The following is a 26,308-nucleotide window of genomic DNA, read 5'->3' as shown; positions in this document are numbered from 1 at the left end:
GGCAAAAATAACGGAATACTTGAAATTGATGTACAACATATGGGTAGAACTATTACAAAAAGTTTTAACAGTAATCTATTTGATAAACAACAGCTCCCTGTATTTAGTCAATGGCCATAACTGGTCATCTATCAATTGTTCAAGCTTATCGCAATGCTTACGAATATCAATAAAATAGGGTTTCACGTTATTGCAATACGCTATTGCCTTCTTTTTAGTATCCTTAAGCGTATTGGCTTTTTTGCGAGCTTCGGTCATGGCATCGGTCATTTTTTTGATCTCGACCAAATGTTCGGCAATTTCCTCTATCATCGTCAATTGACCTTCTGAAAAACCTTTGTGTGCCGCTCCATAAATCTCCTTTAGTCCCGTTACATTTTTAATCAATTTATTTTGATATGCCACCGCTGCAGGAATAATATGGTTATAAATCAATTCCTTGTACACTCTACCTTCTATCTGTAAGTGCATGATATAGGATTCCAATTCCACTTCATGGCGTGCGGTCACTTCAATTGCACTCATCACGTTCATGGATTGGAACAGTTCAAGACTTTCCTTCGAGGTCAATATATTTAATGCATCCGGAGTGTTTCTATTGTGACTTAGTTTTCTTCTTTTGGCCTCGGACTCCCAATCCTTACTATACCCATCACCATCAAATCGAATCCTTTTGGAAGACTTGATGTATTCCCTGAGCACGTTAAAAATGGCCTCGTCCTTTTTAAGGTTCTTTTTATCTATTAATGCATCTACCTCTTTCTTAAAATCTTTCAATTGTTTGGCAACAATAGTGTTCAAGACCGTCATAGGTTTGGCACAATTGGTCTTTGCCCCAACACCTCGCATCTCAAACTTATTGCCCGTAAAAGCAAAAGGTGATGTTCTATTTCTATCGGTATTGTCCAAAAGGATTTCAGGAATTTTACCCACCACGTTTAATTTCAATTCCGTTTTCTCTTCAGGTGACAGTTTCCCTTTTGAAACGCCTTCCAATTCATCAAGGACATTGCTCAATTGTGAGCCTACAAAAATTGAAAAAATGGCAGGTGGTGCCTCGTTTGCCCCCAATCTATGGTCGTTGCTAGCAGATGTAATAGAGGAGCGCAGCACTTCCTCATAGGTATCCACCGCTTTTATCGTATTGATGAAAAAGGTTAAGAATTGAAGGTTTTTCATGGGTGTTGAACCCGGACTTAAAAGATTTACTCCCGTATCGGTGGCCAACGACCAATTATTATGCTTTCCCGAACCGTTAATTCCCGCAAATGGTTTTTCATGGAACAAAACCTTAAAATAATGCCTGTCCGCAATTTTCTCCATAACATCCATCAACAATAAATTGTGGTCCACTGCTAAATTTGCCTCTTCAAAGACAGGGGCCAGTTCAAATTGGTTTGGAGCTACTTCATTATGGCGTGTCTTGACCGGGATGCCCAATTTGGTACATTCTTTTTCCAGATCGCTCATAAAACTTAGCACTCTATTTGGAATAACGCCAAAATAATGATCATCTAGCTGTTGCCCCTTGGCCGCGGCATTACCGACCAATGTCCTTCCCGTCAACACCAAATCCGGTCTTGAATGCGCCAATGCCTTATCTATCAAAAAATATTCCTGCTCCCAACCCAAAGTGGCACTGACCTTGGAGACCGTTTTATCAAAATACCTGGCCACTGCCGTAGCAGTCTCATCTATTGCGCCTAACGCTCTTAATAGCGGTGCTTTATTGTCCAAAGCCTCGCCCGTATAGGATACAAAAATTGTGGGAATGCAAAGTGTTGTTCCATAAATGAAAGCCGGTGATGTAGGATCCCACGCCGTATAGCCACGTGCCTCAAACGTGTTTCTGATGCCGCCACTTGGAAAACTGGACGCATCCGGTTCTTGTTGTACCAATTGTCCCCCACCAAATTTTTCCAGTGCGGTACCATCGGTCAATAAATCAAAAAAGGCATCGTGCTTTTCAGCTGTTGCTCCCGTAAGGGGTTGAAACCAATGCGTGTAATGCGTAGCACCCATGGAGATTGCCCATCCTTTAATGGCCTCAGCGACTTGGTCCGCTATCTTACGATCAATTTTTTTACCTGAAAAAATAGCCCCTTTCACCGTTTCCAAAGCGTCTTTAGTCAAATATTGCAGCATCTTTTTTTCATTGAAGACATTGGTACCAAAGAGATCTGACCGTCTTCCCTTTTCCTCTATAGCTATTGCGCTTCTTCCATAGCTTTCCTTGACCGCTGAAAATCTTGTATTTGACATAACAGATGATAATATTATTAATTTGACAAAATTAAAAGGATAAATTCAATATTTCGTAAAATACCCACTTAAAATTAGGGTTCAATAAAAATAAGTTGAAAATTACAGTATTTACCCCCTAAAAAATTCATAGAAAACAAGAAATAACATATTTTTGATGGTCTTTTTAATTCGAAAATATAACGACCAAAAATTATGAGTAAATCCAAGTTAGAATACATTTGGTTGGATGGTTACAAACCAACCGCAAACCTTAGAAGCAAGACCAAAGTTGAAGAAGATTTTAGCGGAAAGTTAGAGGACTGCCCAATATGGTCTTTTGATGGAAGTTCAACAAGACAAGCCGAGGGAGGTTCCTCTGACTGCTTATTGAAACCCGTCGCCATTTATCCTGATCCAGCTAGAAAAGATGGATATTTGGTAATGACAGAGGTATTAAATGCAGATGGAACGGCACACGAGAGCAACTCCAGAGCAACTATTGACGATGCAGACAACGATTTCTGGTTCGGTTTTGAACAAGAATATTTTATTATGGATACCGCCACGCAATTACCTTTAGGTTTTCCTGTGGGAGGTTATCCTGGGCCACAGGGAATGTACTACTGTTCCGTAGGTGGAAAAAACACTCATGGAAGGGATTTTGTTGAAGAGCATGCAGACCTATGTATCGCTGCCGGATTGAATTTTGAAGGAATCAACCAAGAAGTGGCCAGTGGACAATGGGAGTTTCAATTATTTGCAAAAGGAGCCAAAAAAGCCGGTGATGAAATTTGGATCGCGAGATATTTATTGGACCGATTGACAGAAAGTTATGGTTACTATATTGAATACCACCCTAAACCGGTCAAAGGGGATTGGAACGGTTCCGGCATGCACGCCAACTTCTCCAATACTACTTTGAGAACCTGTGGTTCCAAAGAAGTTTATGAGAAAATCTGCGAGGCTTTTAGACCCGTAACGGCAGAGCACATTGCAGTTTATGGAGAGTTTAACGACCAACGTTTGACCGGGCTTCACGAGACAGCTTCCATACATGATTTTAGCTATGGTGTTTCCGACAGAGGTGCCTCTATCCGTATTCCCATTATCACCGTGGAAAAAGGATGGAAAGGTTGGTTGGAAGATAGAAGACCTGCTTCTAATGGAGACCCATATAAAATTGCTGCTAGAATTGTAAAAACGGTAAAAACGGCAGACGTATAAATTAAATTAATTGTTGATCATAAAAACGCTTTGGACTTCCCAAGGCGTTTTTTAGTTTTCAGTTTTTCTTAACGGAGTATTCATCCAATAGTCGTCAAAGTTATCAGGTTTTATAATAGGTTGATTCTTAAAAATAGGTGCGTTTTTCTTCATTAACGAAGTATCCGAAGGAATTGCCATGGCATTTGTTTCCAATTGTTGAACAAAAAATTGCCTAAACTGTCTTCTGGTGGAATATGTTTTTTTATAAATTTCATTTCCATCTACGTCTTTTAGATTTTTTACATAGATTTTTAATGAATTGTCACAAATACTGCTTTCTTTCATAACAGCTTCAATCTCATTATACAACAACACATTTTGTTCTTTTTCCATATCAGGGAAAAGAAGTACTTCATCACCGATTAAAACAAGTTTTTTAAACTTCAATTTCTTTCCTTTAAATAAAACTTTATAATTTGATTTCTTTAAAGCTTCTTTCTCTTTCAGATCATTATTGAAGCGAATAACAAAACATTTCTTTACGGGGTTAAAAACGGCTTTCTCCACAATGAATTTAGGTGGCAAAACAACCTTGAAACTATTATCCATTGAATGGTAATTCAAATACATGAACCCGTCTTTTTGAGTGTACTCCAACTTTGTTTCAAAGAGCACTTCATCAATTCCTTTTTTCTTTTTACTTTTTTTCTTCTTTGAATAATAAATGGCGTATTCGAAATTTCTTATAGCAAAGCTATTTTTACTAATATACATATCACCCTGTACGCCCAAACCCTTAAATGGCTGTTTGTTTTTAAAAGAGACATGATAGAAGTTGTCATTTTCAAAAAGTACGTCCTCTTCTTTTTCAAAAACATGATGAGTTATAAAATCGTTCTCCAATACATTTACAAAATCAAAAGTATTTACATTCCTATTTCTAATGGGATCATGAACTCTAAGGATAACAAATTCATTTCCTCCATAATTATTCAGAAAAGCCCCGGAAATCATTTTCCTTTTGTTTTCATAGTCGTAAGGAAGCGCTCCAAGTGAATCTCTTTGAAAATCAGTATTTTGTCTATAGTCGAATATCCTAACGTTGGTAGTCTCAAAATCCTTTGCTTGCGAACCTTTATCAAAAATCTTCAATATCGCTTCGTTCAGATTTACATAATTACTGTCTTTAAGTTGATAATCCCTATAATATCCTACATAGGAATATGGATTTTGTGGCAGATTTTTAGGCAGACTCTCAATGGCCAACTGAACAATCTTGACAGCACTTAGATTTTGTATAGCCCTTGTACGTTTTTTTGCCTTCACCACCACTTCATCCAACTTCATCACATTGGGTTTTACAGTGATTATATTGGTTATATTATCTGACACATCCAACAGTGCAATAGGAGTCAAAGCATATCCCATAGAGGATATTTCAAGAGTGTCACCTTCCTTTTTGAAAAAAGAAGGTATTTTAAAACTCCCATCCATATTTGAAATGACTCCCAAGGATTTTCCTTTGATACGTATTGTAGCAAAAACAACCGGTTCTAATGTCTCAGCATCCAAAACTCGCCCATTTAAAAAAGCGGATTGAGCATTAAGTGATGAAAAAAGACCCAAACAAAGAAATAATACCAAAGTAAAAGAGCGCATTCCCGTATCCCATTTAGCCTATAGCAAAATACACAAATGCCGCATAAATTCCTACGAGAACAATACCATCTCGCCATCCCAATCGGAGTCCCTTGGGCAAGAACACCAAGGGAAGCAGAATAAAGGAAATGCCCAGCATCCAAAAAATGTCCGACTTTAAAAGTCCGTCATCCATAACCTGGATTGGGGTAATGATCGAGGTTATTCCCAACACCGCTAGAATATTGAAAATATTGGACCCTATAAGATTACCCAATGAGATTGCTTTTTCCTTTTTAAGAATAGCGATGATAGAGGCTGCCAGTTCTGGAATACTGGTCCCTACGGACACAATAGTAATCGCAATTATACGCTCACTTACTCCAAAAGCTTTGGCCAGACCTACTGCACCGTTGATCAACAACTCGGAACCGCCCCAGAGCGCTACTCCGCCCAAACCCAAAAACAATACCGTTTTATAAATGGGTAGGTTTATTTGTATCTCTTCCTCCCCTTCTTCCACAGCCGGTTTTTGGAATCGTAAGAGATATATCAAAAAAGCAAAAAGACAGACAACCATAATTATTCCTTCATGTGTGGTCAGTACTCCATCAAAATAAATAAAGAAAAAGAACAGCAAGGAAGCCAAGATCATAACAGGCCAATCCGTAGTATAAAAACTCTTTTTTACATCGATAGGGCCCAACATGATGGTTACAGCGAGAACAAGGCCCAGATTTGCAATATTAGAACCGACAACATTCCCCAAAGCCATATCGGGAAAGCCATCCAATGCAGCATTTACGCTTACAATAAGCTCCGGAGCGGAAGTTGCAAAAGATACTACCGTCATCCCAATGACGATTTTTGGAATATTCAGTTTGAGCGAAAGGTCAACCGCGGCTTTTAATAACCAGTTTCCACCTGCAATCAGTAGCGCCAATCCAGCTAGGACAAAAAGAAAATTTTGCATAATACCGCTTTGCACAAATATATATGAACCTCACCACTTAAGCTAGTGGAATCGCAATGCTTAATAAGTGCTATAAAAACAACCAAGACAGTAGTGTTGAAAAATGAAAACCCGTTTTTTTCCTCTTTTCCAAACGAAATATCCCTAGCAATCTGAAAATAGACAAGAAAAGCCCCTACAATTGTTTCAATCTATAATACATAATTTTAAATAAAATTACATTTTAATACTTATTTGAAGATAAATCTATAAATATTAAAACATATCTCATTATTAAGCTTTCAATTATGTATTCACTTGTATCGATTTAACTAAAATTTCTTGCAGATATGATTCCTTCTTCTATATCTTATTTGGATAATCGATTATAAATGACTTTTGTATAACTTAAAACTATGATAAATGATAACCTTGATTAAACTTGTAGTGTACTTATTCATTACCATCATATTGTCCAACCTTTAAAATTTTTAACTATGCTAACATTCATTGGAATACTTATTATAATGGTAGGATTGATAACATTGCTGACCAAACCTATCTTTAAAAACAATAAACTACTTTCTTGGTTTTCCACAAGACGTAGTTTACAGATTACCCTAATCGGAATTATATTAAGCATTGTTACCGGAGCATTTTTTTATGCGGAACCTGGTACCGCATATGCCGTACAATACCCGTGGGGCGGTCAAAAAGCCATATTCAGACAAGGCATCCATACTAAAATGTGGGGAAGATTGATTCCTATTCAATTTGAGCTTCCTATTAAATATGTTATCCCCAATACTGCTGGGGAATTGGGAGAGCAAAGTGAATATGCCAATGTTGATAAAGCAAAATATTGGGCGTTTAGCGATGCGGTTAAAGCTCGTATAGCGACTTCCGTAGTCATTAGCATCAATACCGATAACGAGGGGCAGTTCCTTTCTGTTGCGGATAGGAATAAAACCGAGCAAAATATGATTCGTTCCCGCATTATACCGAACATAGACCAATCCATCAAGAATACTTGTAAATTGATGGATGCCCAAGACTATATTTCCGGACAGGCTTCTGATTTTGATAGATATTTTAAAGATCAGCTTGAAAACGGAATGTATGTGCTCGAAGAATATGCGGATAACCAAACTCGGGAAATCATTGGTGATAGTAGTACGGTGAGAACTATCATCAACAAGGAGACGAAACACAAACGCTTTCGTATTCAAATTAGAAATGGTGAACCCGTTCGCGAAAAGGGCAATTCTTTAAGGGCATATGGATTAACCGTGATACAAGCCGTTGTTACCGAAATTGATTGGGAGGAAACCTTTGATAAACGATTACAGTTACAAAAAGAAGAGGTTGCCCAAACACAATTAGAGAAGCAACAGGCCGAAAGAGAGTTCTACAGGGCCCAAAAAGAAAAAGCTCGTGGGGAAGCGGATAAAGCTACGGAAAGAGCCAGATTGGAAAAGGAGCAGATCCAAAAAACCATAGCTGCGGAAACCGAAGCCAAAGTGGCCGAATTTAATCTTGTAAAAGAGAAAAAACAATTTGAGGTAGAAAAGTTCAAAGCGATGAGCAAAAAAGTAGCTGCGGATGCCGAATCCTATCAAAATGCCAAATTGGTGAGCGCAGGTCTTACACCTCAAGAAAGGGCGGAGTGGGAATACAAAACATCGGTGCACGTAGCCAGAGAATTGAAGGATTTGAGTCTCCCCGAAATATTCATTGAAGGAGGTAACGGTAAATCCAATACGGACGGAAACCTGTTACAATCTTTAATTGGTGCCGATCTGGCCAAGAAAATGATGGATTCCAAAACTCAGAAATAAACCATTCAACTACAAAAAATGCGGTCCATGGACCGCATTTTTTATTTTGTATTTTTGAAAAAACCAAACCAGTGAAAAAGTCTTTTTTTAAATTTTTGGCCAAAGTCAACAAAGCAGTGCTTCCCTCCTATTCCAAAAAAAGATTGGATTTATCCAAGGCCTCAAAATTACAGCTTGCCATTATCGGGTGGCGGTATTATGTAACAACACAGGCTTTGGGCTAATAAGAAATCAAGGACTTTACCTCGTACCCTTTTAATCTTTCCGAGCCCTTTAAGAATCCCAATTCAATTAAAAAGTTTAATTGTACTACCTCGCCTCCCAATCTTTCTACCAATTTGATCGTAGCACCGGCCGTTCCTCCCGTAGCCAAGACATCATCATGAATCAATACTTTGTCTCCACTCTGAATACTGTCCGCATGTATTTCTAAAATATCTGTGCCGTATTCAAGTGAAAAGGATTCACTAATACGTTTCGCTGGGAGCTTACCCGGTTTTCTGACCGGAACAAAACCCGCATCTAATTTTTCCGCCAACAAAGGACCAAAAATAAATCCGCGGCTTTCCATTCCTACCACCTTGTCAATTTTATGTTTCCCAACCATTTCTTTTAAAGCTTCTCCAGTCTTTTTTAATACTTTTTTATCGCTTAGCAAGGGGGTCATATCCTTAAAAACAATACCCTCTTTGGGGAAATTGGGAACATCTCTTATATAACTTTCAAAATCCATTGAATACGTTCGTCTTAATTTTGCGGTAAATGTAAAAAGAAATATATTTGCATCCCTTTTAGAAGGGTAGAATGGCCTCGTGGCGCAACTGAATAGCGCATCTGATTACGGCTCAGAAGGTTACAGGTTTGAATCCTGTCGAGGTCACGAATAAATCGAAAAGCAAGCAAAATTATAAAGCTTGCTTTTTTGATTTTGTGGATTTTTGATTTTCAAAGCGGAGCTTTGTCAGGAAAAACAAAGTCAATCCTGTAGAGGAAACTGCCAAAAAACTCTATACTTTATAGGGTTTTATTTTTGATTGATTTTAAAGGTCTTTTTTTCATGTACTTATTAAATTAGATTACTCAGAAGTAAGATTTCATCCATATTTTTTCAGGATATAATTTATAATTCTAATTCCCCAGACGGTCAGTAAAACTAGTATAGGAAAGGGTATTTTGTGAAATGTTTCACAAAATACCCTTTCTTATTTTCAGATATTTACTAAAGATTATGAAGAGCTATGAAAATTATATCAATTCCCAAATGCTGTTTTTTTGCCTTTTCCTTCGTTTTTTTGGCCTCGGCCCAAAAAACGATTAAAGTTTCTTACGATTTTACCGATGCTTATTATAATCTTGAAGACGTAAAAACCGTTCAGGGTACACTTATCTACTCTGGAGATAAATCAATTTATATCGATAGATTGAAAGAATTTGTACCAGGCACTACCTACTTTGATGATAATGATAAGTTTCAAGGTGAAAAAGTAGATGTAGATATGCCATATTTCAAAGATTTTACGGCGAATCACATTATTTGTTATTCCAATGTTAATTATCAAAAGAAAGCCATTTTAAAAGATTCCCTCAAATTGTTTGACTGGAAGTTGAACAATAATGATACCAAAGAAATTTTGGGCTTTAAATGCAACACAGCAAGTAGCACATTTCGCGGCAGAAAGTATACGGCATATTATACTCCTGAATTGGCTGTATCCGATGGACCTTGGAAATTCAATGGCCTACCCGGACTGATTCTTGAAGTAAAGGAAAAAGATGAAAGAATACATTATAAAGCTTACGATATAAAGGTTATCAATGAAAAGACAGAAATAAAATCTCCGTTAAAGGAAAATAGAAGTTCAAGTTGGGACGAAATTTTAAGAAGGGCAACTAAATTGCATAGAGCTAAGAAAGAAGAGGTTGAACAGAAATACGGTGGAACAACTACTACTACATTCAATGGTGTAGAAAAGTATGATTTGAACGAATGAAACTTGCTAAATTCTTGGCACTTCTTTTGGTGTTGTCACTTCCTTTAAATCTATTGGGTCAAGTCACAAAATCAATCAATGGAAAAATCGTTGACGAAGACCAACAGCCTCTATCAAATGTTTCGGTATTGGTCAAGAGCGCTCTTGAAGAAATAATCACATATTCTTTGACCGATCTAAAAGGGCGCTACAATCTAATTCTGCCCTCTGATACAGATATGAACAACATAAAGCTTTCAATACAACTTCTAGGCTTTAAAAAGGCATCATATCCCGTCATCATTACTACAGGGGAAAAAGTTGAAATGCCCGTAATGGTTCTGGTCGAAGACTTCAATGAGTTGCAAGAGGTACAAGTAACGGCTACAGATAGGGGAATTCGAATTAGAAATGATACCACTGTTTATAAAGCGGAAAAATTTGCGGACGGAACAGAGTCAAAAATTCAAGATCTGCTAAAAAAAATGCCTGGCATAGAAGTACAAGAAGACGGAAGATTAAAGTTTAAAGGAAGAGAGGTGTCAAAACTACTCATTGAAAATGATGATTTATTTAACAATAACTATTCAATAGGTACGAAGAATATTTCTGCCAACATTATAGATGAAGTACAAGCAATAGAAAGATATTCTGAAAATCCTCTTTTAAAAGGTCTTGAGAATACCGATAAAATCGCATTAAACTTAAAACTCAAGGATAATGAGTTCGATTTTAGTGTAAATTCTACGTTGGGCGTGGGTCATGAATCTCGTTTATATGCAGATATAGTAGCTTTGGGTATTTCAAAAAAATATAAAAGTCTCTCTATTGCTCATTACAATAATTCGGGAATCAATACTTCACCATATGATTATAGTATATCTACAGCTTTGGAAAAAGCGGTGTTGAAACCTTCTTTGGAACACCTTCTAAGAAAGGGCATCAACCTATCTAATGTTGATAGTGAATATACGGTTCGAAATCGTAATTCGTGGTTAAATACCAATACAATACTTAAATTGACCCATAGAACGAATCTGACCATTAACGTAAATAAATTTGATGATTTGTTAAAGACTCGGAACCGTACCAGGGAAGCATATTTTTCAACGAATGATTCCATTTTGTTCGATCAAATCAATTCAATCCGTAACAAGCCAAATGTATTCAATGCTGACTTTAAACTGAGTACCGATTTAAACAATCGCACCACATTTAATTTTGAAAGTAAGAACAGATTTGAAAAAAATAATGCAAATTTTGAATATAGCTTCAATTCTTTGGAAGGAAACCGAATTGAATCTGGGCAAAAGGATGCTATCTCGGTCCAAGAATTAGAATACATACATAAAATCAAGGCGAACAGTGCCATACAATTTTTAGGAAGGTTCAATTATGGTTCACTAAATGAAAATGATACCTATATAAATGAACGGATTTTTCTGGGAGACCTATTCTTTAACAATCAACAAGTTGTGCAGAAAACCTTTGGTTCCAATGTGCTTTTTAATTATTTGAAATCAAATGATAAATCAAAATTGTCGCATGGTTTAGAGCTAAATTATCAAAATTCAAAGTTTAGCTCTGGTTTAGGGAGTGTTTTCAATCCAAACCAGCCGCAAGTCAGCAACGCCAATTCGAGAGAATATAATTTCATTGCGTATAATATTGATTATGGTGTAACATTCAATAAACTCATAATCAATGCAAGAAGCAAGGCCAGACTTGCTAAATTACAGCTAAATGGCGAACACAATGAAAGAGTATCACTGAATTTTCTTAGCTCTTTAAAATACAGGGCTACTTCAAAAATTGATATAGAAAGTTTTTATAAATATGAAGAAAATCCAATACTGATCAATCAAACCTACCAACAACCTGTATTCAACAATGTGTATGTCGCCAATATCTTTTTGTCAGATGAGCCTGTTTTCTTGAAAACCCAAGAAATGGGACTCAAATTCAGGTATTATGATCTTTTAAAAGCTCTTGGAATCAATTCATCAATAAGCTACGGCACCGATTTTAACCCATTTGTATCTAATTCAATATTTGATGAAGATATCATTATAGATAACAAGGAAATAATAGATGACAACCGTCACCATAGGTTCAAGATAAATTTTCTGGGCGAAAAACTATTCTACGATATTTCTTCAAAAATTCAGTTGGGGTTTAATTATTACCATTATAAATATCAAAATAGAATTAATCAATCAATACTTAGGAATAACGAGCTTAGCAACTATAATCTCAAATTCAATTATCAAAGTACGTTTTCAGGTGGCATTAATTTCAGCAACTATCTAATATACGGTAAGGTTCAAAGTAAAAACTCTCAAAATACCTTCGACAATGGTTTTATAGACAATACCTTTATGCTAAGTTTAAAACCGAACAAGACCTTACGAGCTAGATTTGATGCCAAGCTCTACGTTCCAGATATGGACAATTTAGAAGAGAATCTATTTCTTTTGAGCGCTATGATCGACTTTAGGCCTGTAGAAAAAAACTACAAGTTTTCCCTCTCTCTGAATAATTTGACAAATGAACAAAAATTTGAAAGGATAGCAGTTACTGATTTTAGCAGGTCCATTTATTCACAGGACATCTTGTCATTCAACGTCTTACTCAAGTGTTCCTTTGATATTCTTTAAGGTAGGTACGAGTCCTCATCGTTTCCTATTTGCACCGGCGAGCATCTCGCCCTAAAGCTTTACCTCTCCTAAAAGAGTCTTGATAACAACTCTTTTATTACGGTTAGTCCATATATATTTTCATGCACACAAATGTTATATAGAGAGTTACTCCTACCGAGGTCACTTATTAAAAAAAGTTTCTTTTGCCATTGAAAAGCCATTCATCTTCTTTTCTACCAAACTTCAATATATTGGTTACTGTAGTAAAAATGGCAAAGAATTATTTAAAGGTGTCAACCCATATTGATATTTAATACGTTCTTGTATCTATAATATGATAAAAGTATTGAATCACAGTGTACTTAATTCTTCATATAAATCTATCAATAAGCAGAATTCATGGCGATTAAAAAATTTTTATTGTACAATATTGTTCGTAGAAATAAAAAATTAGGACTGTTATACGCGGGGTACAAAGTCATCAAATATGGTTATAGTCTCTACAAGAAAAACTCAAATAAAAGAAAGCGAAGAAATACTAGAAAGTCATAAAAATTTAAACGCCCAAAGGACTAAATTACGTTGAATACAAAACCCAATAACCAATAAAGAATCAGGAATACTATAACGGTACCGATACAACCACAACGTCCTCCTCCAATTTTCTTAGCTCCCCATCCTGCAAGCACTGCCCTAACAATGTTTTTCATACTGTTCTATTTGTCACTAAAAATATGAATTTACTACTTTCCTTTTGTACTAGTTTAAAACAAAAGATGCTCTTTTCGGGAATGTGAAGATGACTATGGTGAACTTTTTAATAAGTCCATAAAAGTTATAGGCGTAGTTCTGGCAGTGAACATTCGGTATTAATACATGGGCTACACGTTTCTTTATGAGTATTCTATATCCATTATTTTTTAAGTAAAATATCAAAAGAAATGTTAATGCACTATTAAAAATATCCATTCATTTTTTTGAACTAAGAATATTGGGAAACGAGATAATCGGGCTTTTCTTACGGTCTTAATTTAGATGTTAACGAAGGATAAGATTGTAATATCTATTAGGCTCTATATCCTTTTACAGTTAAACAATTATTAATAAAAAAGAACAGTATGAAAACATTAAAAGATTTATTCGAACATCAATTGAAAGATTTGTACAATGCAGAGACCCAACAGTTGGATGCACTACCAAAAATGATTGATCATGCCAATGATAATAAGCTCAAGGAAGCGTTTAAAAACAGCCTTAAGGAGACCAAAGAACAACGTAATAGACTAACTGACATTTGTTCTGAGTTGAATATTGAACCTACCGGAGAAACATGTAATGCTATGGAGGGACTCATCGAAGAGGCCGAAGGTTTCTTCAGCGAACCGGAAAGCTCAGATGTTATGGATGCTGGTCTCATTGCAGAGGCGCAGCGAATAGAGCACTATGAAATTAGCGGTTATGGTACAGCTGTAAGATATGCTAAAGAACTGGGACACAAAAATATCGCATCTAAACTTCAAGAAACTTTGGACGAAGAATATAATTGTGACCAAAGATTGGATAAATTGGCGGAAAGTAGAATTAATGAGAAGGCAATAGCTTAAAAAAACCACTTACACCTTAGCTTAAGTCTCTTATGCTATGTTAAGTAAGTGTTTATAAAATGCCGCTCATTTAGCGGCATTTTTCATTTTCCTTATATCTTCTAAATAAAATCTGGCGAAAACTTTCCAGTATTATAGCGTCACGATTAACATTTAATAAATCCTAAAAGTGTTAAATTAAAAAAGACACCATTCCAACTAAATCAAAATGGTGTCTTTTGCTCCTAATCCAGAAGGAAACCTTACCCTCAATTGAATGAGCCTGTTTAGTTTTTATATATAATCAACTTGATTATCCATTGACCAAAAAAGCATGTATAACGCCCGGTAACCAAGCTAACAAGGTAAGCAAAATACTTATGAGCAATGTAGTTCCGACCCCATGCTTTAGAAAGACGGCAAGAGGTGGCAGTAAAATATTCAGGATAATCGTTAACAGTGACATACTTTTATGATTTAATTATTATTCATCTATTATTTTAAAATACAGCATACTAATATGGAGTCATTTTTTCCTTTCGTTTTCTAAGCTGCTTTTCCAAATCGTTCACAGATTCTAACAAAGCACTATCAAAAGTATCGTGACTAGCTTCCGCAAAAAGTCTTGGTCCGGGCAGACTAAGTCTAATATTACAAATCATCCCCGTTCGGTCAGAACTTGTGTTTTCTTGCTTAAAGAAGACATCGGCCCGTATGACCATATCGTATTTTTCTTTTAATCGCAGTAATTTCTCCTCCGATAATTTTTCTAAACGTTCGCTTCGCGTTACGTCGTGGTATTCATAGACAATCTCCATATTCAATATTTAGTAAGTAAATTTAAAGTTCAAACCCGGTAATGATTTGTTCTATAAACATTAGTTTTGATGCATTAAGAACGGAAAAAAATTGGAACTATTCAGGCTAGTGAAACTTTCGATTCTAATGAATGAGGCAAGCCTACTTTTGTTTTAAACCATTGGAGCTTCTTCTTTAAAATAGGGTCTTCGTTCATATAACGCTCCATTTCTTCAAGAACATGTTTAAAAAGTGTTTCAGTTGGTATCAATTCAAAATAAACAATACCTCCATCATCCAATTTTAGACCATTAAATTCCGGTATATTCTTTCTATGGATAAATAGCTGTGCTAAATAATCAATTGCGATTAATGATGTGCCGGGGTCGTTTATGGCCGGGGAACTTGCCTTTATGGCAACTTCGGTCAGGTGTTTAAACCCTACTTCGATTACATTAATAGGTTCCGACCTATCAATACTGATACATCTTTTTATGCGTTTGACCAATTTCTCATTTAGAGGTTTTGAACTTTCCAGCACATTTTGGTTCTCCAATACGAAAGTGCCCACTTTTACAGGTAAATTAAAATCTATGCCATGAGTTTTGGAAATGGCCAATAATTTCTGAAGCCTAATTTTGTTCAAATACCCACAATGATCAAAACTTATAGCTGTACCCCATTCTCTATTTTTTTTAGTTTCCAGAAATAGATTTTCTTTCATATTTAAAACGTTAAAAATGCTTCTCCTTGTATTTACAAAGGACTCATGAATCACATAATTAACGTGTATGCTTTGGGATACATGATGTATGAAATAGATGAACAACAGTACACAGATGATGACGAAGAAAATGGTGAGCGGTGCGGCAATATCCGGAAAATCCGCCTCACTGTTCCCGGAAAGATAAGCGGACATTAATAGACTATAAATAATGGTACCGCTTGTTGTCCCCAATACTATTTGGTGTGGTCTTTCATACAAAATCAAAGGAATCAATCTAGGCGAATAATTACTTATACTCCTATTGAGAACGTTCATGACCATTGTATAGCTGAAAACGGTAAGGGTAAATATTCCACCTATTGTAAAGGTTAGTATGAATTTAATATGCTCCTTATCGGTGATGGCCAACACCGGAAAACGTTCGTTCAGTCTCACAGGAAACAGAATGATCAGTACTCCTATAAGTCCAAAACTAACCGCAATAAAAAAAGTTAAAAATGATATACTTTTATAAATGCGAATAAGTACCGATAGCATTTTCAACCGATTAAGTATTAGTTTAAAACCAGATTATAAATTTAGTTGCAGGTAGTTATACCGTTTGACTTGTTCACTCCAATGATTGACTTTAAAGAACGAATACGAGAAATATAGTTTCCGAAAGAGTCAACCAAAACCGTATAAAGGATAACTGTCACGGACTTTTCTAATTAATTTGGTACAATACCGGTAAGCCTACAATATTTATTGAGATAATTTTAAAAAAGTCATTCAGCTACACATGAACACAACCTTCCTTACCTACATAAACCGATTGCGAAATGGGTTGTCTACCTTGACCAAAAGACATCACAGAAGATTGCCTTATTTTATTACTGCTATGACATCATTGGTCATAGTGTTGGTGGGCATAAAATTATTTGTAGAATTGACCAAAACCCTTCAGACTGATACGCTGGCCAACTTTGATAAAAATATAACGGATTTTTTCATTTCTATGCGAAGTCCGGCCCTTACGGGCTACTTTAAATTCGTAACGGATATTGGTGATGTAAGCGGTTATCTAGTTGTACTTGCCATTTGTACCGTACTTTCCATTATCGTCTTTAAAAACTGGAAGTTTATAGTACAAATTGTATTGGTACTTGCCTTGGCGACACTCTCAAATATAGTATTGAAAAAAATTATCAATAGAGCAAGACCGGGAATAGAACACTTGGTGACCGTTAAAACGTTAAGTTATCCAAGCGGTCATGCCATGAGCGCCATGGCCTTTTACGGTTTTTTAGTTTATCTGGTGCATAGGTTGAAAATCCATAGGCTGTGGAAAACTCTCATTATAGCATTATTGACCATTCTCATAATAAGTATTGGTACTAGTAGAATATATCTGGGCGTTCATTTCCCGTCGGATGTAATCGGAGGTTTTATAGCAGGTATTATTTGGATATGTTTTTGTGTGCTCATATTTAATCTCGTTGAAACCTTTCGTCAAGACCCTAAAACATAATTACGATGATGAAAAAAATATTGATTGCCGCCATAGTTATCGTCATCATATTTATTGCTTTGACCTATATCTCAGTTTCTGAGACCAAAAAGACGTTTGACACTTGTACGGTTCTGAGCGCTGCTGATATGAACCAACATGATTTTAAAAAATATGATTCTGTTCTTGTGGCCGCCAATACAATTTATGAGGCCAGCGATTTTAAAAAGATAATGCAGGGAGAACAGTATAGAGATGCTTGGGCACAACCCGTTATGGTTCCCATAGTATATCTGGACACCTTAAAGGGTGGATTAAAACTTATTGAAGAAGGCGGTGGCAAGCAAACGCACTCCTTAGAATTGGAGGATAGCCTTGGAATACGATATACGCTTAGAAGTTTAAGCAAAGATGCATCTAAGTTAATTCCCAAAATGGCCAAAAACTTGGGATTGGAAAATATCGTCGTAGATGGGATTTCCGCACAACACCCTTACGCGGCACTAGTTGTTGCAGAGCTTTCCCGTGAAGTGAATATATTGCATACTCACCCGACATTGTATTTTGTGCCGAAGCAGAAAATCTTGAGCGGTATCAATGATAAATATGGTAACCGACTCTACTTTTTAGAATACGAAAGCGAAGGAGAAAAAAATTGGACCGATTTAAAACATATTGATGAACTCTTGGATACCGAAGACCTTCAAGAACTAAAAATTGAAAAGGGACCACTTTTGAAAATAGATGAAAATCAGTTAATCCGATGTCGTTTATTCGACCTGATTATAGGCGATTGGGACCGTCACCCCAAACAATGGGGCTGGGCAATACAGAAAAATGGAACGGAGTTATTGGCCATTCCTATTCCAACGGATAGGGACAACGCTTTTTTCAACCAAAATGGAATCTTGCCTAACCTCATCACCAACAATCAAACCCTACCGAAAATACAGAACTTTGAAGCAGAGATAGATTATATTCAAGGTTTGGTCATAGATTTTGATGTTTATTTTCTAAGGAATTCCAAATTGGAACAGTTTACCAACGAGGCTAAATACTTACAACGGCAATTGGACGATAAAACAATCAATGCATCTTTTAACGTTTGGCCCAAATCCATTGACAGTTTAAACGGTCCGGCCATCAGAAAAATCATAAAATCCAGACGCGACTCAATTGTAGTTCTAGCCAAAAGGTTTTACAATACGATGATGCAAAGCCCTCAAAAAAATATCATTTTGATAGGTTCGGAAGAATTGGAACTACCCGAAAACTTGTCTCAATGTTTTTGCGACTAAGGAATCAACACAAATCCGTAAATAACCAATTCAATAATAAGAGATTATTCCTTAATTAATATCTTATCCGATATCAGTCTAATTTCGGGCTGTTCCCATTTCTCCTCTTGTGGCTTCATTTCCTTATCATAATGTGGCCAAGGAGTATTGGAGATATATAAGAATCCCTTGTTTTTAAGATATTCCCCATTAGTAGGTTCTCCCCCGTCAAAAATACCAGAATCCAATATTTCAATGCCCGTTATTTTGGACTTTTCATGCGTTATCAAAATGACTTTTTTTGGTGTCGAATTATTCTGGACCGCAATTAGTTGATGCTCGTTCAGCACGGTAAGCCCATCTATTCCTTTTAACAAGTAATTATCCGAAGAAATCCAAAATCTCTTCTCAGGTGTATTTATATTAAAAAAACAGATTCCCTTTATGTAATCGGCCATATAAACCATGGCATTTTTAGCATCCAAAGAAATTCCCTGTAAATTAAAACCTTCTTCCACTTGAATCGTCCTCGTTATTTTTTTCTCGACTATATCTATAATGAATAATCTAGGCTCAGAAGAATCCGTTGCCATAATATGGCTGGTATCCAATTTTATCATAGCACCGATAATTGAATTTTCGGGAAGTTCAATAGCAGCTGATTCTTGATGGTTTTCCATGCTTATTTCTACCAGTCTGGGTGGATATCGCCTGTCTTCGAGAGTGTTGAGAACATTGCCCGTAGATACCCAAACAGAATTGTTTTGTAAGTCACCAATAATAGCTAATGGCGGGAGTTCAAATTTATTTTTGGCGTATAACTTTTGATTTTCCATATGGAATACCATTAACTGACGGTTATGTATGTCCGTTAACCATAATTGATGATTTACTTCTAAAACACTTTCAAAATGATATTTCCCATGAATCGTATATTGAAGCTCACTAACGCTTTTTGTTGTGTTGTAAAGGTTTTTTAATTGAATTAAGGAATCCAAAACAACTTTGTCTTCCAATAGGTCTTCCAAGTCGGCGTCTTTCTCAAAGGGAAGCTCTGCGTTCCAGCTCAGTAATTTTGAAACATATCTTTTGCTAGTCGAAACGTCATTATTCTTAGCATAGGCTATTGCCGTATTGTAGAGAATCGTTGGCTGCGAAGGATGAAACTCTAACGCTTTTAAATTGAGTTCTAAAAATCTCTTATAATCTTTGGTCTCATAAGCGTTAACACTCTGATTATATAATTCTTTTAAACTTTGGGAACTAGCCCAAGTGCTAAGAATAGAGCATAGAATAAGAATCAGCTTTCGCATATTCAAAGACTGAAATATCATTCTTTCAACATCTCCAAAATGTCAATGGCCGCATCGGCAATCTTGGTTCCCGGACCGTACACTCCCATGGCACCCGCTTTAAAAAGATAGTCGTAGTCCTGTTTGGGAATAACGCCACCTACAATGACCATAATATCCTCGCGTCCATATTTTTTAAGTTCCTCGATTACTCTGGGCACCAAAGTTTTATGTCCGGCCGCCAATGAAGATACGCCAAGCACGTGTACATCGTTCTCTACCGCTTGTTTTGCCGCCTCCTCCGGTGTTTGGAAAAGGGGGCCTATATCCACATCAAAACCAATGTCCGCGTACCCCGTTGCTACCACCTTGGCACCGCGGTCATGACCGTCCTGTCCCATTTTAGCGATCATGATCCTAGGCCTGCGGCCTTCCTGCTCGGCTATTTCATCGGATAGCTGTACGGCCTTTTCAAAAGAGGGGTCTTTTTTCACTTCTTTCGCATATACTCCGGTAAAGGATTTAATTTCTGCCTTGTGCCTTCCAAAGGCGGTTTCCATGGCATCGCTGATTTCTCCCAAGGTTGCCCTTTTACGGGCAGCTTCAACGGCCAAGGCCAATAAATTTTGCCCTTTACCATTCAATTTTTCTTTGGCCGTATCAGCCAATCGCTTCAGACATAAAGTTACTGCTTTTTCATCTCTGTCCTTCCGTATCCGCTGAAGCCGTTCTACCTGCTGTGTTCTAACGACATCGTTGTCCACCTCCAAAATTTGCAGGTCGTCTTCCTCCTCCAATCTATAGGTATTCACCCCAATAATACTATCCTGACCGCTATCGATCCGCGCCTGTTTTCTGGCCGCGGCCTCCTCTATCCGCATCTTGGGAATCCCGGCTTCAATAGCCTTGGTCATACCTCCAAGTTCTTCTACCTCTTCCATTAAGGCCCAAGCCTTTTTAACAAGTTGGTCCGTTAAACATTCTACATAGTAGCTCCCAGCCCATGGGTCTACCGTTTTGGTCACTTTGGTTTCTTCTTGAATATAAATCTGGGTCTCACGGGCAATTCTCGCTGAAAAATCCGTAGGCAGGGCTATGGCTTCATCCAAGGCATTGGTATGCAGACTTTGGGTCCCGCCAAATACTGCGGCCATGGCCTCAATTGTGGTACGGGCCACATTGTTAAATGGGTCCTGTTCCGTTAAGCTCCAACCACTGGTCTGGCAATGGGTCCGTAATGCCAATGATTTTTGATTTTTTGGGTCGAATTGTTTTACCAATTTGGCCCAAAGCATTCGTGCGGCCCGCATTTTGGCAATTTCCATAAAATGGTTCATTCCAATACCCCAGAAGAACGATAAACGAGGCGCAAAATCATCGATTTTGAGCCCTGCCTTCAACCCTGTTTTTATGTACTCCAATCCGTCGGATAAGGTATAGGCCAGTTCAATATCCGCTGTTGCCCCAGCTTCATGCATGTGGTAGCCCGAGATACTAATGCTATTGAATTTGGGCATAAATTGGCTCGTGTACTCAAAAATATCGGCAATAATCTGCATGGAAGGTTTTGGTGGATAGATATAGGTATTCCGCACCATAAATTCCTTTAAAATATCGTTTTGAATAGTGCCCGCCAAAAGCGATTTGTCAACTCCCTGCTCTTCAGCCGCTACAATATAAAAGGCCATAATGGGCAACACCGCACCGTTCATGGTCATGGAAACGGACATCTTGTCCAACGGAATACCATCGAACAAAATTTTCATATCCTCGACGGAATCGATTGCGACACCGGCTTTCCCTACATCCCCGATTACCCGTTCGTGGTCACTATCATACCCGCGATGGGTAGGCAGATCAAACGCCACCGATAATCCTTTTTGACCGGCCTCCAAGTTTCTTCTGTAAAAGGCATTGCTTTCTTCTGCCGTTGAAAAACCTGCATATTGCCGTATGGTCCAAGGTCTACGAACGTACATCGTGGAATAGGGACCTCTTAAATACGGAGGGATACCCGCAGCAAAATCCAAATGTTCCGCTTTTTCGATATCATTTTCATCAAAAACCGATTTCAAAAATATTTTTTCGGCAGTCTCAAAGTTGGCGGTTTGCGGTACCTGATTGGCAGTATGCGTTTTTTCATTCTTTACTTCGTCCTCCGTGCTTTGTGCGTTGCACTCCAATTTCAGTTGTTGAACATCTTTCCTACTCATCATCCAGCCTTTTTTGTTCTACGTCCTCAGCCAATCGTTTTTCAATAATGGGTTCTAAAAGCGTTTTTCGGGGCTTCGTTTTTACAAAAGGATACAGTTCAATACTATCTTTCATCCTGTCCGCCCCATTAACGTATTTGTTGGTCCCTACTAAAACTTCCTTTCCTTCACCAAACCTTACTTCTTCCTTTTGGGCGTTCTCCTTTATCTTTTTTTGAATGGCATTATTTTTAAGCTGCTTTAAGAATCCGCCGTCCTTCTCTATCTGTTTAAAGAGCAGCAAGGACTTTTCGGCCAATTGCCGTGTCAAGGATTCTATATAATATGCTCCTTCCGCCGCATTTTCCACTTTATCAAAATAACTCTCTCCTTTCAACAATAACAATTGATTTAAAGCGATGCGATTTCCAAAATCATTTTCCTTATGGTAAATAGCATCATATGGCATATTCAAGACCATGTCCGCGCCTCCTAAAACGGCCGACATGCATTCGGTCGTAGTACGCAACAGATTGGTATTGTAATCGTACAAGGTTTTATTTCTTTTTGTGGGCGTAGCAATAATATGGCAGTCCGTATGCATATCATAAGAAGCTGCCAAGGTTTTCCAAAGCAGTCTCAAAGCCCTAAGCTTGGCAATTTCAAAAAAATAATTGGTCCCGACCGCCACTTTAAACGTGAATTGTTGGGCTGAGGAAACTCCGTCCGAAACATGGTTCAAATATTCATTGGCATGGGCTATTCCGTAGGCCAATTGCTGAACCATATTGGCACCTGCATTTTGATAAAGTCCCATGTCTACCGAAATGCAGTGTTTTGCTTCTAAAGCTAAAATGGCATACTGTTTTTTATGGTCGCTTTGTAGGTTTTCATACCAATTGCCCGTTTTTGCCAGATGGCCAATGATGTCGATATTCAGAAAGACATGAATTGAAGTATTCTTCGCCGATTGTAAAATCGATTTTACATATTCCACGGACAGAAATTGAAACTCAAAATAGATGGCTACATTGTTCAATCCCTCTAAAAGGGCTTGACTATCTATTTCATCCGAAGGAACGATAAAATAGAGGCTTTCGGTTCCTTTTTCAAGAGCTAGTTTTGCTTTATCGTTGGCCGATCTGCCATTTTTCACATAAATGGACCGGCCAATATTCCACGTCGAATTTTTTGAATGATGAAAGGGAGCCACCTCATAATCAGCATGATAGAAAGGTTTTACTTTGATACCTTCGGGAGATTCCCAGACCAAGGTATCATTGTAATCCGCCCCTTTTAAATCGAACTGAATCTTTTGCTTCCACTCTTTCGCGGAAACTGGATTAAAATTCTCAAAAAGCTTTTTTTCGCTCATTTTATAGCTTATTGATGTGTGATGCTGAATAATTAAGTTTTAAACCAATTATAATGGAATATTGCCGTGCTTTTTCTTGGGCAAGGTAACTACTTTATCCTGGAGCATGTTATAGGCCTTCATCAATTTTCTACGCGTATTTTTCGGGAGGATCACTTCGTCTATAAACCCACGCTCCGCAGCACTGTAGGGATTGGCAAATTTTTCCGCATACTCCGCCTCTTTTTCCGCTAATTTGGCTACAGGATTGTCCGAAGCGGTAATCTCTTTCCTAAAAATAATCTCACTTGCCCCCTTTGCCCCCATGACCGCAATTTCCGCACCGGGCCAGGCATAATTTAAATCGGCACCGATGTGCTTGGAATTCATCACGTCATAGGCACCACCATAAGCTTTTCTGGTGATTACCGTTACTTTAGGGACCGTGGCCTCACTTAGGGCATACAGCAATTTTGCGCCATTGGTGATGATGCCGTTCCACTCTTGATCGGTACCCGGAAGAAATCCCGGTACATCTACCAAAACCAATAACGGAATATTGAAACAATCACAAAAACGGGTGAATCGTGCTGCTTTTCTTGAACTTTCCACATCCAAAACGCCGGCCAAACTTATAGGCTGGTTGGCCACAATACCAATACTTTTTCCACCCAAACGTGCAAAACCTACCACAATATTATCCGCATAGTCCTTATGGATTTCAAAGAAGGTTTCTTCATCTATAATACCTTCTATGACGTGGCGCATATCATAAGGCTGACTCGCATTTTCAGGTACGATACTATCCAGTTGCTTCCGAATTTCGTCCCCTATTTCAAACGGAATATCGGCCGGTATTTCCTCGCAATTCTGGGGCATATAACTCACCATTTGCTTGATTTGGGCAATACATTCCATATCGTTCGCTGCCGTTAAATGGGTTACCCCGGATTTGGTCGCATGCGTGGAAGCGCCGCCCAGTTCCTCGGAAGTAACCTCCTCATTGGTCACGGTCTTCACCACGTTGGGTCCCGTTACGAACATATAACTGGAATTTTCGACCATTAGGGTGAAATCGGTCATCGCTGGGGAGTACACGGCACCACCGGCACAGGGGCCCATAATGGCGGATATTTGGGGTATTACCCCAGAAGCCATCACATTTCTATGAAAAATATCGGCATAACCGCCCAAGGAACGCACACCCTCCTGTATACGTGCGCCACCACTATCGTTCAAACCGATAACGGGCACACCAATTTTCATCGCCATGTCCATGATCTTACATATTTTCTCGGCATGGGTTTCGGACAGCGCGCCACCAAAGACCGTAAAATCCTGGGCAAAAACACATACCTGCCTACCGTTTATGGTTCCATAACCCGTGACTACACCATCGCCATAGAAAATCTGCTTTTCCATACCAAAATCCTTGGTCCTATGGGTTACCAAAGCACCCACTTCTTCAAAGGAGCCTTCGTCCAGCAAAAAGTGAACCCGTTCCCTGGCCGTTAGTTTGCCCTTTGCATGCTGCTTGTCTATCCGGGCCTGACCACCCCCTAACCTGGATTGTTCCAGTTTTTCCTCAAGTGTCCGTATTTTATCTTTCATCCTATACCTCTTCCTAATATGGTCTATGTTCTATTTTTTCGCCAAGTTGAACCGGATGCGTTAGTCACCCGAAGCCTTTCCTTATCCTCCAAATACAGATGAAGCCCTACCAACGCGGCAATTTCCTTTTCTTTGGCATATTCCGCCTTTAACTGTTCCGGTGAATAATAATCCTTTACAAAATGGGTGTCAAAATTTCCTGAAACAAAAGCTTCGTGTTCGCAGACAAATTTCCCGAACGGAAGCGTGGTCGCAACGCCCTCGATTTTATAGTCCCCGATAGCCTGAATCATCAACTGTACGGCTTCTTCGCGATTTTTACCGTAGGTTATCAATTTGGATAGCATGGGGTCATAATGAATGGGAACTTCCATCCCTTCCTCAAAACCGTCATCCAGACGTATTCCCTTCCCCTCGGGTCTTGTATAAACCGAAAGCGTGCCGATACTCGGCATAAAATTATCCAAGGAATCTTCCGCATATACCCTTATTTCCAGGGCATGGCCTGTTATTTTGAGGTCTTCCTGGGTAAATTCCAAACGTTCACCACGGGCTACCTTTATCTGTTGCTCCACCAAATCGACCCCCGATATTAATTCCGTAACCGGATGTTCTACCTGAAGGCGCGTATTCATCTCCAAGAAATAGAAATTCTTGTTCTCGTCCAGTAAAAATTCCACGGTTCCTGCTCCCACATAGTCGCATGCTTTCGCGACCCTTACCGCTGCCTCGCCCATAGCCTTTCGAATTTCTGGGGTCAGTACTGATGAAGGTGCTTCTTCCACCACTTTTTGATGCCTACGCTGTACGCTGCACTCCCTTTCAAACAAATGCACTACGTTTCCATGGGTATCGGCAAGTACCTGAATTTCTATATGGCGTGGGGAACCTACATATTTTTCAATAAAGACAGAACCATCGCCAAAGGCCGAAACCGCTTCACTAATGGCACGTTCCATCTGCTCCGGTAATTCTTCCAAAGAATTTACAATACGCATTCCTTTCCCTCCACCACCAGCAGATGCTTTTATAAGAATCGGAAAACCCACTTCCTGTGCTATTTTTTTGGCTAATTTCACATCGGTAATCGCTTCTTCGATACCCGGTACCATGGGAATGTCATAATCCTTTACCGCCTCTTTGGCGGCAAGTTTGTCTCCCATCACCTTGATGGCATGTGGTTTAGGGCCTATAAAGGTAATTCCGTTATCCTCCACCATTTTGGCGAAGGTCGCATTTTCGCTTAAAAAGCCGTAACCAGGGTGTATGCCTTCCGCTCCGGTGGATTTTGCCGCTTCTATTACTATATCCATCACCAGATAGGATTCTGAGGATGGAGCCTTTCCCAACAACACGGCCTCATCCGCGAATTTTACGTGGGGGGAATGCCTATCGACCTCCGAATATACCGCAACGGTCTTGATTCCCATTTTCCGCGCCGTCTTCATCACCCGAAGTGCAATCTCACCTCTATTCGCAACCAATACTTTTTTCATGT

At 38.4% G+C, this 26,308-nt stretch carries 21 protein-coding genes and 1 tRNA gene; 9 read left to right on the top strand and 13 right to left on the bottom strand.

Translation table 11 applies throughout. The features are described 5' to 3' along the window. Window positions 1–75 precede the first annotated feature (75 nt). On the bottom strand, window positions 76–2,262 hold the full coding sequence (locus ACKWBX_RS05640; protein WP_413967674.1) for a glutamine synthetase III family protein: 2,187 nt from the start codon (window positions 2,260–2,262) through the stop codon (window positions 76–78). A gap of 195 nt (window positions 2,263–2,457) precedes the next feature. Here ACKWBX_RS05640 and ACKWBX_RS05635 point away from each other — a divergent pair, with 195 nt between their 5' ends. Further along, window positions 2,458–3,468: a glutamine synthetase beta-grasp domain-containing protein gene (locus ACKWBX_RS05635; RefSeq protein ID WP_413967673.1), complete on the top strand. Its 1,011-nt coding sequence runs from the start codon at window positions 2,458–2,460 to the stop codon at window positions 3,466–3,468. 51 nt (window positions 3,469–3,519) lie between these two features. On the opposite strand, the gene ACKWBX_RS05630 is transcribed toward ACKWBX_RS05635, so the two are convergent. Next, the gene (locus tag ACKWBX_RS05630; protein ID WP_413967672.1) at window positions 3,520–5,022 is read right to left on the bottom strand and encodes a carboxypeptidase-like regulatory domain-containing protein; all 1,503 of its coding nucleotides are present in this window, start codon (window positions 5,020–5,022) and stop codon (window positions 3,520–3,522) included. Window positions 5,023–5,122: 100 nt separating this feature from the next. Then, a complete protein-coding gene (locus tag ACKWBX_RS05625) occupies window positions 5,123–6,061 on the bottom strand; it encodes a calcium/sodium antiporter (protein WP_413967671.1) in 939 nt (312 codons plus the stop codon). Between the two features lie 476 nt (window positions 6,062–6,537). Here ACKWBX_RS05625 and ACKWBX_RS05620 point away from each other — a divergent pair, with 476 nt between their 5' ends. Beyond that, complete coding sequence (locus ACKWBX_RS05620) at window positions 6,538–7,878, top strand: SPFH domain-containing protein (protein ID WP_413967670.1); 1,341 nt, start codon at window positions 6,538–6,540, stop codon at window positions 7,876–7,878. A gap of 71 nt (window positions 7,879–7,949) precedes the next feature. Then, complete coding sequence (locus ACKWBX_RS05615; RefSeq protein ID WP_413967669.1) at window positions 7,950–8,102, top strand: SsrA-binding protein; 153 nt, start codon at window positions 7,950–7,952, stop codon at window positions 8,100–8,102. Here the strand turns inward: ACKWBX_RS05615 and ACKWBX_RS05610 are convergent. Continuing rightward, window positions 8,099–8,611, bottom strand: a complete 513-nt coding sequence (locus ACKWBX_RS05610; protein ID WP_413967668.1) for an adenine phosphoribosyltransferase — start codon at window positions 8,609–8,611, stop codon at window positions 8,099–8,101. The genes ACKWBX_RS05615 and ACKWBX_RS05610 overlap by 4 nt on opposite strands. 73 nt (window positions 8,612–8,684) lie before the next feature. Here ACKWBX_RS05610 and ACKWBX_RS05605 point away from each other — a divergent pair. The 3 genes from ACKWBX_RS05605 (at window position 8,685) to ACKWBX_RS05595 (ending at window position 12,505) form a co-directional block, all read left to right on the top strand. Further along, window positions 8,685–8,758 (top strand) — tRNA-Arg (locus ACKWBX_RS05605). Window positions 8,759–9,116: 358 nt separating this feature from the next. Further along, window positions 9,117–9,869: a GLPGLI family protein gene (locus ACKWBX_RS05600; RefSeq protein ID WP_413967667.1), complete on the top strand. Its 753-nt coding sequence runs from the start codon at window positions 9,117–9,119 to the stop codon at window positions 9,867–9,869. After that, on the top strand, window positions 9,866–12,505 hold the full coding sequence (locus ACKWBX_RS05595; protein ID WP_413967666.1) for a TonB-dependent receptor: 2,640 nt from the start codon (window positions 9,866–9,868) through the stop codon (window positions 12,503–12,505). Before ACKWBX_RS05600 ends, ACKWBX_RS05595 begins: the two co-directional genes overlap by 4 nt. Before the next feature lie 554 nt (window positions 12,506–13,059). Here the strand turns inward: ACKWBX_RS05595 and ACKWBX_RS05590 are convergent. Further along, window positions 13,060–13,197: a hypothetical protein gene (locus tag ACKWBX_RS05590; RefSeq protein WP_413967665.1), complete on the bottom strand. Its 138-nt coding sequence runs from the start codon at window positions 13,195–13,197 to the stop codon at window positions 13,060–13,062. Window positions 13,198–13,605: 408 nt separating this feature from the next. Here ACKWBX_RS05590 and ACKWBX_RS05585 point away from each other — a divergent pair, with 408 nt between their 5' ends. After that, a complete protein-coding gene (locus tag ACKWBX_RS05585; protein WP_413967664.1) occupies window positions 13,606–14,091 on the top strand; it encodes a YciE/YciF ferroxidase family protein in 486 nt (161 codons plus the stop codon). Between the two features lie 292 nt (window positions 14,092–14,383). Here ACKWBX_RS05585 and ACKWBX_RS05580 read toward each other — a convergent pair whose 3' ends face one another. The 3 genes from ACKWBX_RS05580 to ACKWBX_RS05570 form a co-directional block, all read right to left on the bottom strand. Further along, a complete protein-coding gene (locus tag ACKWBX_RS05580; protein ID WP_413967663.1) occupies window positions 14,384–14,536 on the bottom strand; it encodes a YqaE/Pmp3 family membrane protein in 153 nt (50 codons plus the stop codon). 49 nt (window positions 14,537–14,585) lie between these two features. Further along, on the bottom strand, window positions 14,586–14,888 hold the full coding sequence (hpf, locus tag ACKWBX_RS05575) for a ribosome hibernation-promoting factor, HPF/YfiA family (protein WP_413967662.1): 303 nt from the start codon (window positions 14,886–14,888) through the stop codon (window positions 14,586–14,588). Between the two features lie 101 nt (window positions 14,889–14,989). Further along, window positions 14,990–16,132, bottom strand: coding sequence for a DUF2254 domain-containing protein (locus tag ACKWBX_RS05570; protein WP_413967661.1), 1,143 nt, complete (start codon window positions 16,130–16,132; stop codon window positions 14,990–14,992). Between the two features lie 244 nt (window positions 16,133–16,376). Here ACKWBX_RS05570 and ACKWBX_RS05565 point away from each other — a divergent pair, with 244 nt between their 5' ends. Next, the gene (locus tag ACKWBX_RS05565; RefSeq protein WP_413967660.1) at window positions 16,377–17,105 is read left to right on the top strand and encodes a phosphatase PAP2 family protein; all 729 of its coding nucleotides are present in this window, start codon (window positions 16,377–16,379) and stop codon (window positions 17,103–17,105) included. A gap of 5 nt (window positions 17,106–17,110) precedes the next feature. Next, window positions 17,111–18,382 carry a hypothetical protein gene (locus tag ACKWBX_RS05560; RefSeq protein ID WP_413967659.1) on the top strand — a complete coding sequence of 424 codons (1,272 nt, stop codon included), beginning with the start codon at window positions 17,111–17,113 and terminating at the stop codon, window positions 18,380–18,382. A gap of 44 nt (window positions 18,383–18,426) precedes the next feature. Here the strand turns inward: ACKWBX_RS05560 and ACKWBX_RS05555 are convergent, their stop codons facing one another. The 5 genes from ACKWBX_RS05555 to accC are packed head-to-tail and all read right to left on the bottom strand — an operon-like array spanning window position 18,427 to window position 26,306. Then, window positions 18,427–19,674, bottom strand: a complete 1,248-nt coding sequence (locus ACKWBX_RS05555; RefSeq protein WP_413967658.1) for a tetratricopeptide repeat protein — start codon at window positions 19,672–19,674, stop codon at window positions 18,427–18,429. Between the two features lie 17 nt (window positions 19,675–19,691). Then, window positions 19,692–21,866, bottom strand: a complete 2,175-nt coding sequence (scpA, locus tag ACKWBX_RS05550; RefSeq protein WP_413967657.1) for a methylmalonyl-CoA mutase — start codon at window positions 21,864–21,866, stop codon at window positions 19,692–19,694. Next, a complete protein-coding gene (locus tag ACKWBX_RS05545) occupies window positions 21,859–23,220 on the bottom strand; it encodes a methylmalonyl-CoA mutase subunit beta (protein WP_413967656.1) in 1,362 nt (453 codons plus the stop codon). Before ACKWBX_RS05545 ends, scpA begins: the two co-directional genes overlap by 8 nt. Window positions 23,221–23,268: 48 nt before the next feature. Continuing rightward, on the bottom strand, window positions 23,269–24,810 hold the full coding sequence (locus ACKWBX_RS05540; RefSeq protein ID WP_413967655.1) for an acyl-CoA carboxylase subunit beta: 1,542 nt from the start codon (window positions 24,808–24,810) through the stop codon (window positions 23,269–23,271). A 23-nt stretch (window positions 24,811–24,833) separates the two neighbouring features. Further along, window positions 24,834–26,306 carry an acetyl-CoA carboxylase biotin carboxylase subunit gene (gene accC, locus ACKWBX_RS05535; protein WP_413967654.1) on the bottom strand — a complete coding sequence of 491 codons (1,473 nt, stop codon included), beginning with the start codon at window positions 26,304–26,306 and terminating at the stop codon, window positions 24,834–24,836. Between the last annotated feature and the right edge of the window lie 2 nt (window positions 26,307–26,308).

The sequence above is a fragment of the Maribacter algae genome, assembly GCF_047345745.1.
Taxonomy (GTDB): domain Bacteria; phylum Bacteroidota; class Bacteroidia; order Flavobacteriales; family Flavobacteriaceae; genus Maribacter.
This window is presented reverse-complemented; position numbering and strand designations above follow the sequence as displayed.

Excerpts from the sequence above, each read along its gene's own strand:
- ACKWBX_RS05640 (WP_413967674.1), bottom strand. The coding sequence starts at position 2,262 with ATGTCAAATACAAGATTTTCAGCGGTCAAGGAAAGCTATGGAAGAAGC.
- ACKWBX_RS05635 (WP_413967673.1), top strand. The coding sequence starts at position 2,458 with ATGAGTAAATCCAAGTTAGAATACATTTGGTTGGATGGTTACAAACCA.
- ACKWBX_RS05625 (WP_413967671.1), bottom strand. The coding sequence starts at position 6,061 with ATGCAAAATTTTCTTTTTGTCCTAGCTGGATTGGCGCTACTGATTGCA.
- ACKWBX_RS05620 (WP_413967670.1), top strand. The coding sequence starts at position 6,538 with ATGCTAACATTCATTGGAATACTTATTATAATGGTAGGATTGATAACA.
- ACKWBX_RS05610 (WP_413967668.1), bottom strand. The coding sequence starts at position 8,611 with ATGGATTTTGAAAGTTATATAAGAGATGTTCCCAATTTCCCCAAAGAG.
- ACKWBX_RS05600 (WP_413967667.1), top strand. The coding sequence starts at position 9,117 with ATGAAAATTATATCAATTCCCAAATGCTGTTTTTTTGCCTTTTCCTTC.
- ACKWBX_RS05595 (WP_413967666.1), top strand. The coding sequence starts at position 9,866 with ATGAAACTTGCTAAATTCTTGGCACTTCTTTTGGTGTTGTCACTTCCT.
- ACKWBX_RS05590 (WP_413967665.1), bottom strand. The coding sequence starts at position 13,197 with ATGAAAAACATTGTTAGGGCAGTGCTTGCAGGATGGGGAGCTAAGAAA.
- ACKWBX_RS05585 (WP_413967664.1), top strand. The coding sequence starts at position 13,606 with ATGAAAACATTAAAAGATTTATTCGAACATCAATTGAAAGATTTGTAC.
- ACKWBX_RS05580 (WP_413967663.1), bottom strand. The coding sequence starts at position 14,536 with ATGTCACTGTTAACGATTATCCTGAATATTTTACTGCCACCTCTTGCC.
- hpf (WP_413967662.1), bottom strand. The coding sequence starts at position 14,888 with ATGGAGATTGTCTATGAATACCACGACGTAACGCGAAGCGAACGTTTA.
- ACKWBX_RS05570 (WP_413967661.1), bottom strand. The coding sequence starts at position 16,132 with ATGCTATCGGTACTTATTCGCATTTATAAAAGTATATCATTTTTAACT.
- ACKWBX_RS05565 (WP_413967660.1), top strand. The coding sequence starts at position 16,377 with ATGAACACAACCTTCCTTACCTACATAAACCGATTGCGAAATGGGTTG.
- ACKWBX_RS05560 (WP_413967659.1), top strand. The coding sequence starts at position 17,111 with ATGATGAAAAAAATATTGATTGCCGCCATAGTTATCGTCATCATATTT.
- ACKWBX_RS05555 (WP_413967658.1), bottom strand. The coding sequence starts at position 19,674 with ATGCGAAAGCTGATTCTTATTCTATGCTCTATTCTTAGCACTTGGGCT.
- scpA (WP_413967657.1), bottom strand. The coding sequence starts at position 21,866 with ATGAGTAGGAAAGATGTTCAACAACTGAAATTGGAGTGCAACGCACAA.
- ACKWBX_RS05545 (WP_413967656.1), bottom strand. The coding sequence starts at position 23,220 with ATGAGCGAAAAAAAGCTTTTTGAGAATTTTAATCCAGTTTCCGCGAAA.
- ACKWBX_RS05540 (WP_413967655.1), bottom strand. The coding sequence starts at position 24,810 with ATGAAAGATAAAATACGGACACTTGAGGAAAAACTGGAACAATCCAGG.
- accC (WP_413967654.1), bottom strand. The coding sequence starts at position 26,306 with ATGAAAAAAGTATTGGTTGCGAATAGAGGTGAGATTGCACTTCGGGTG.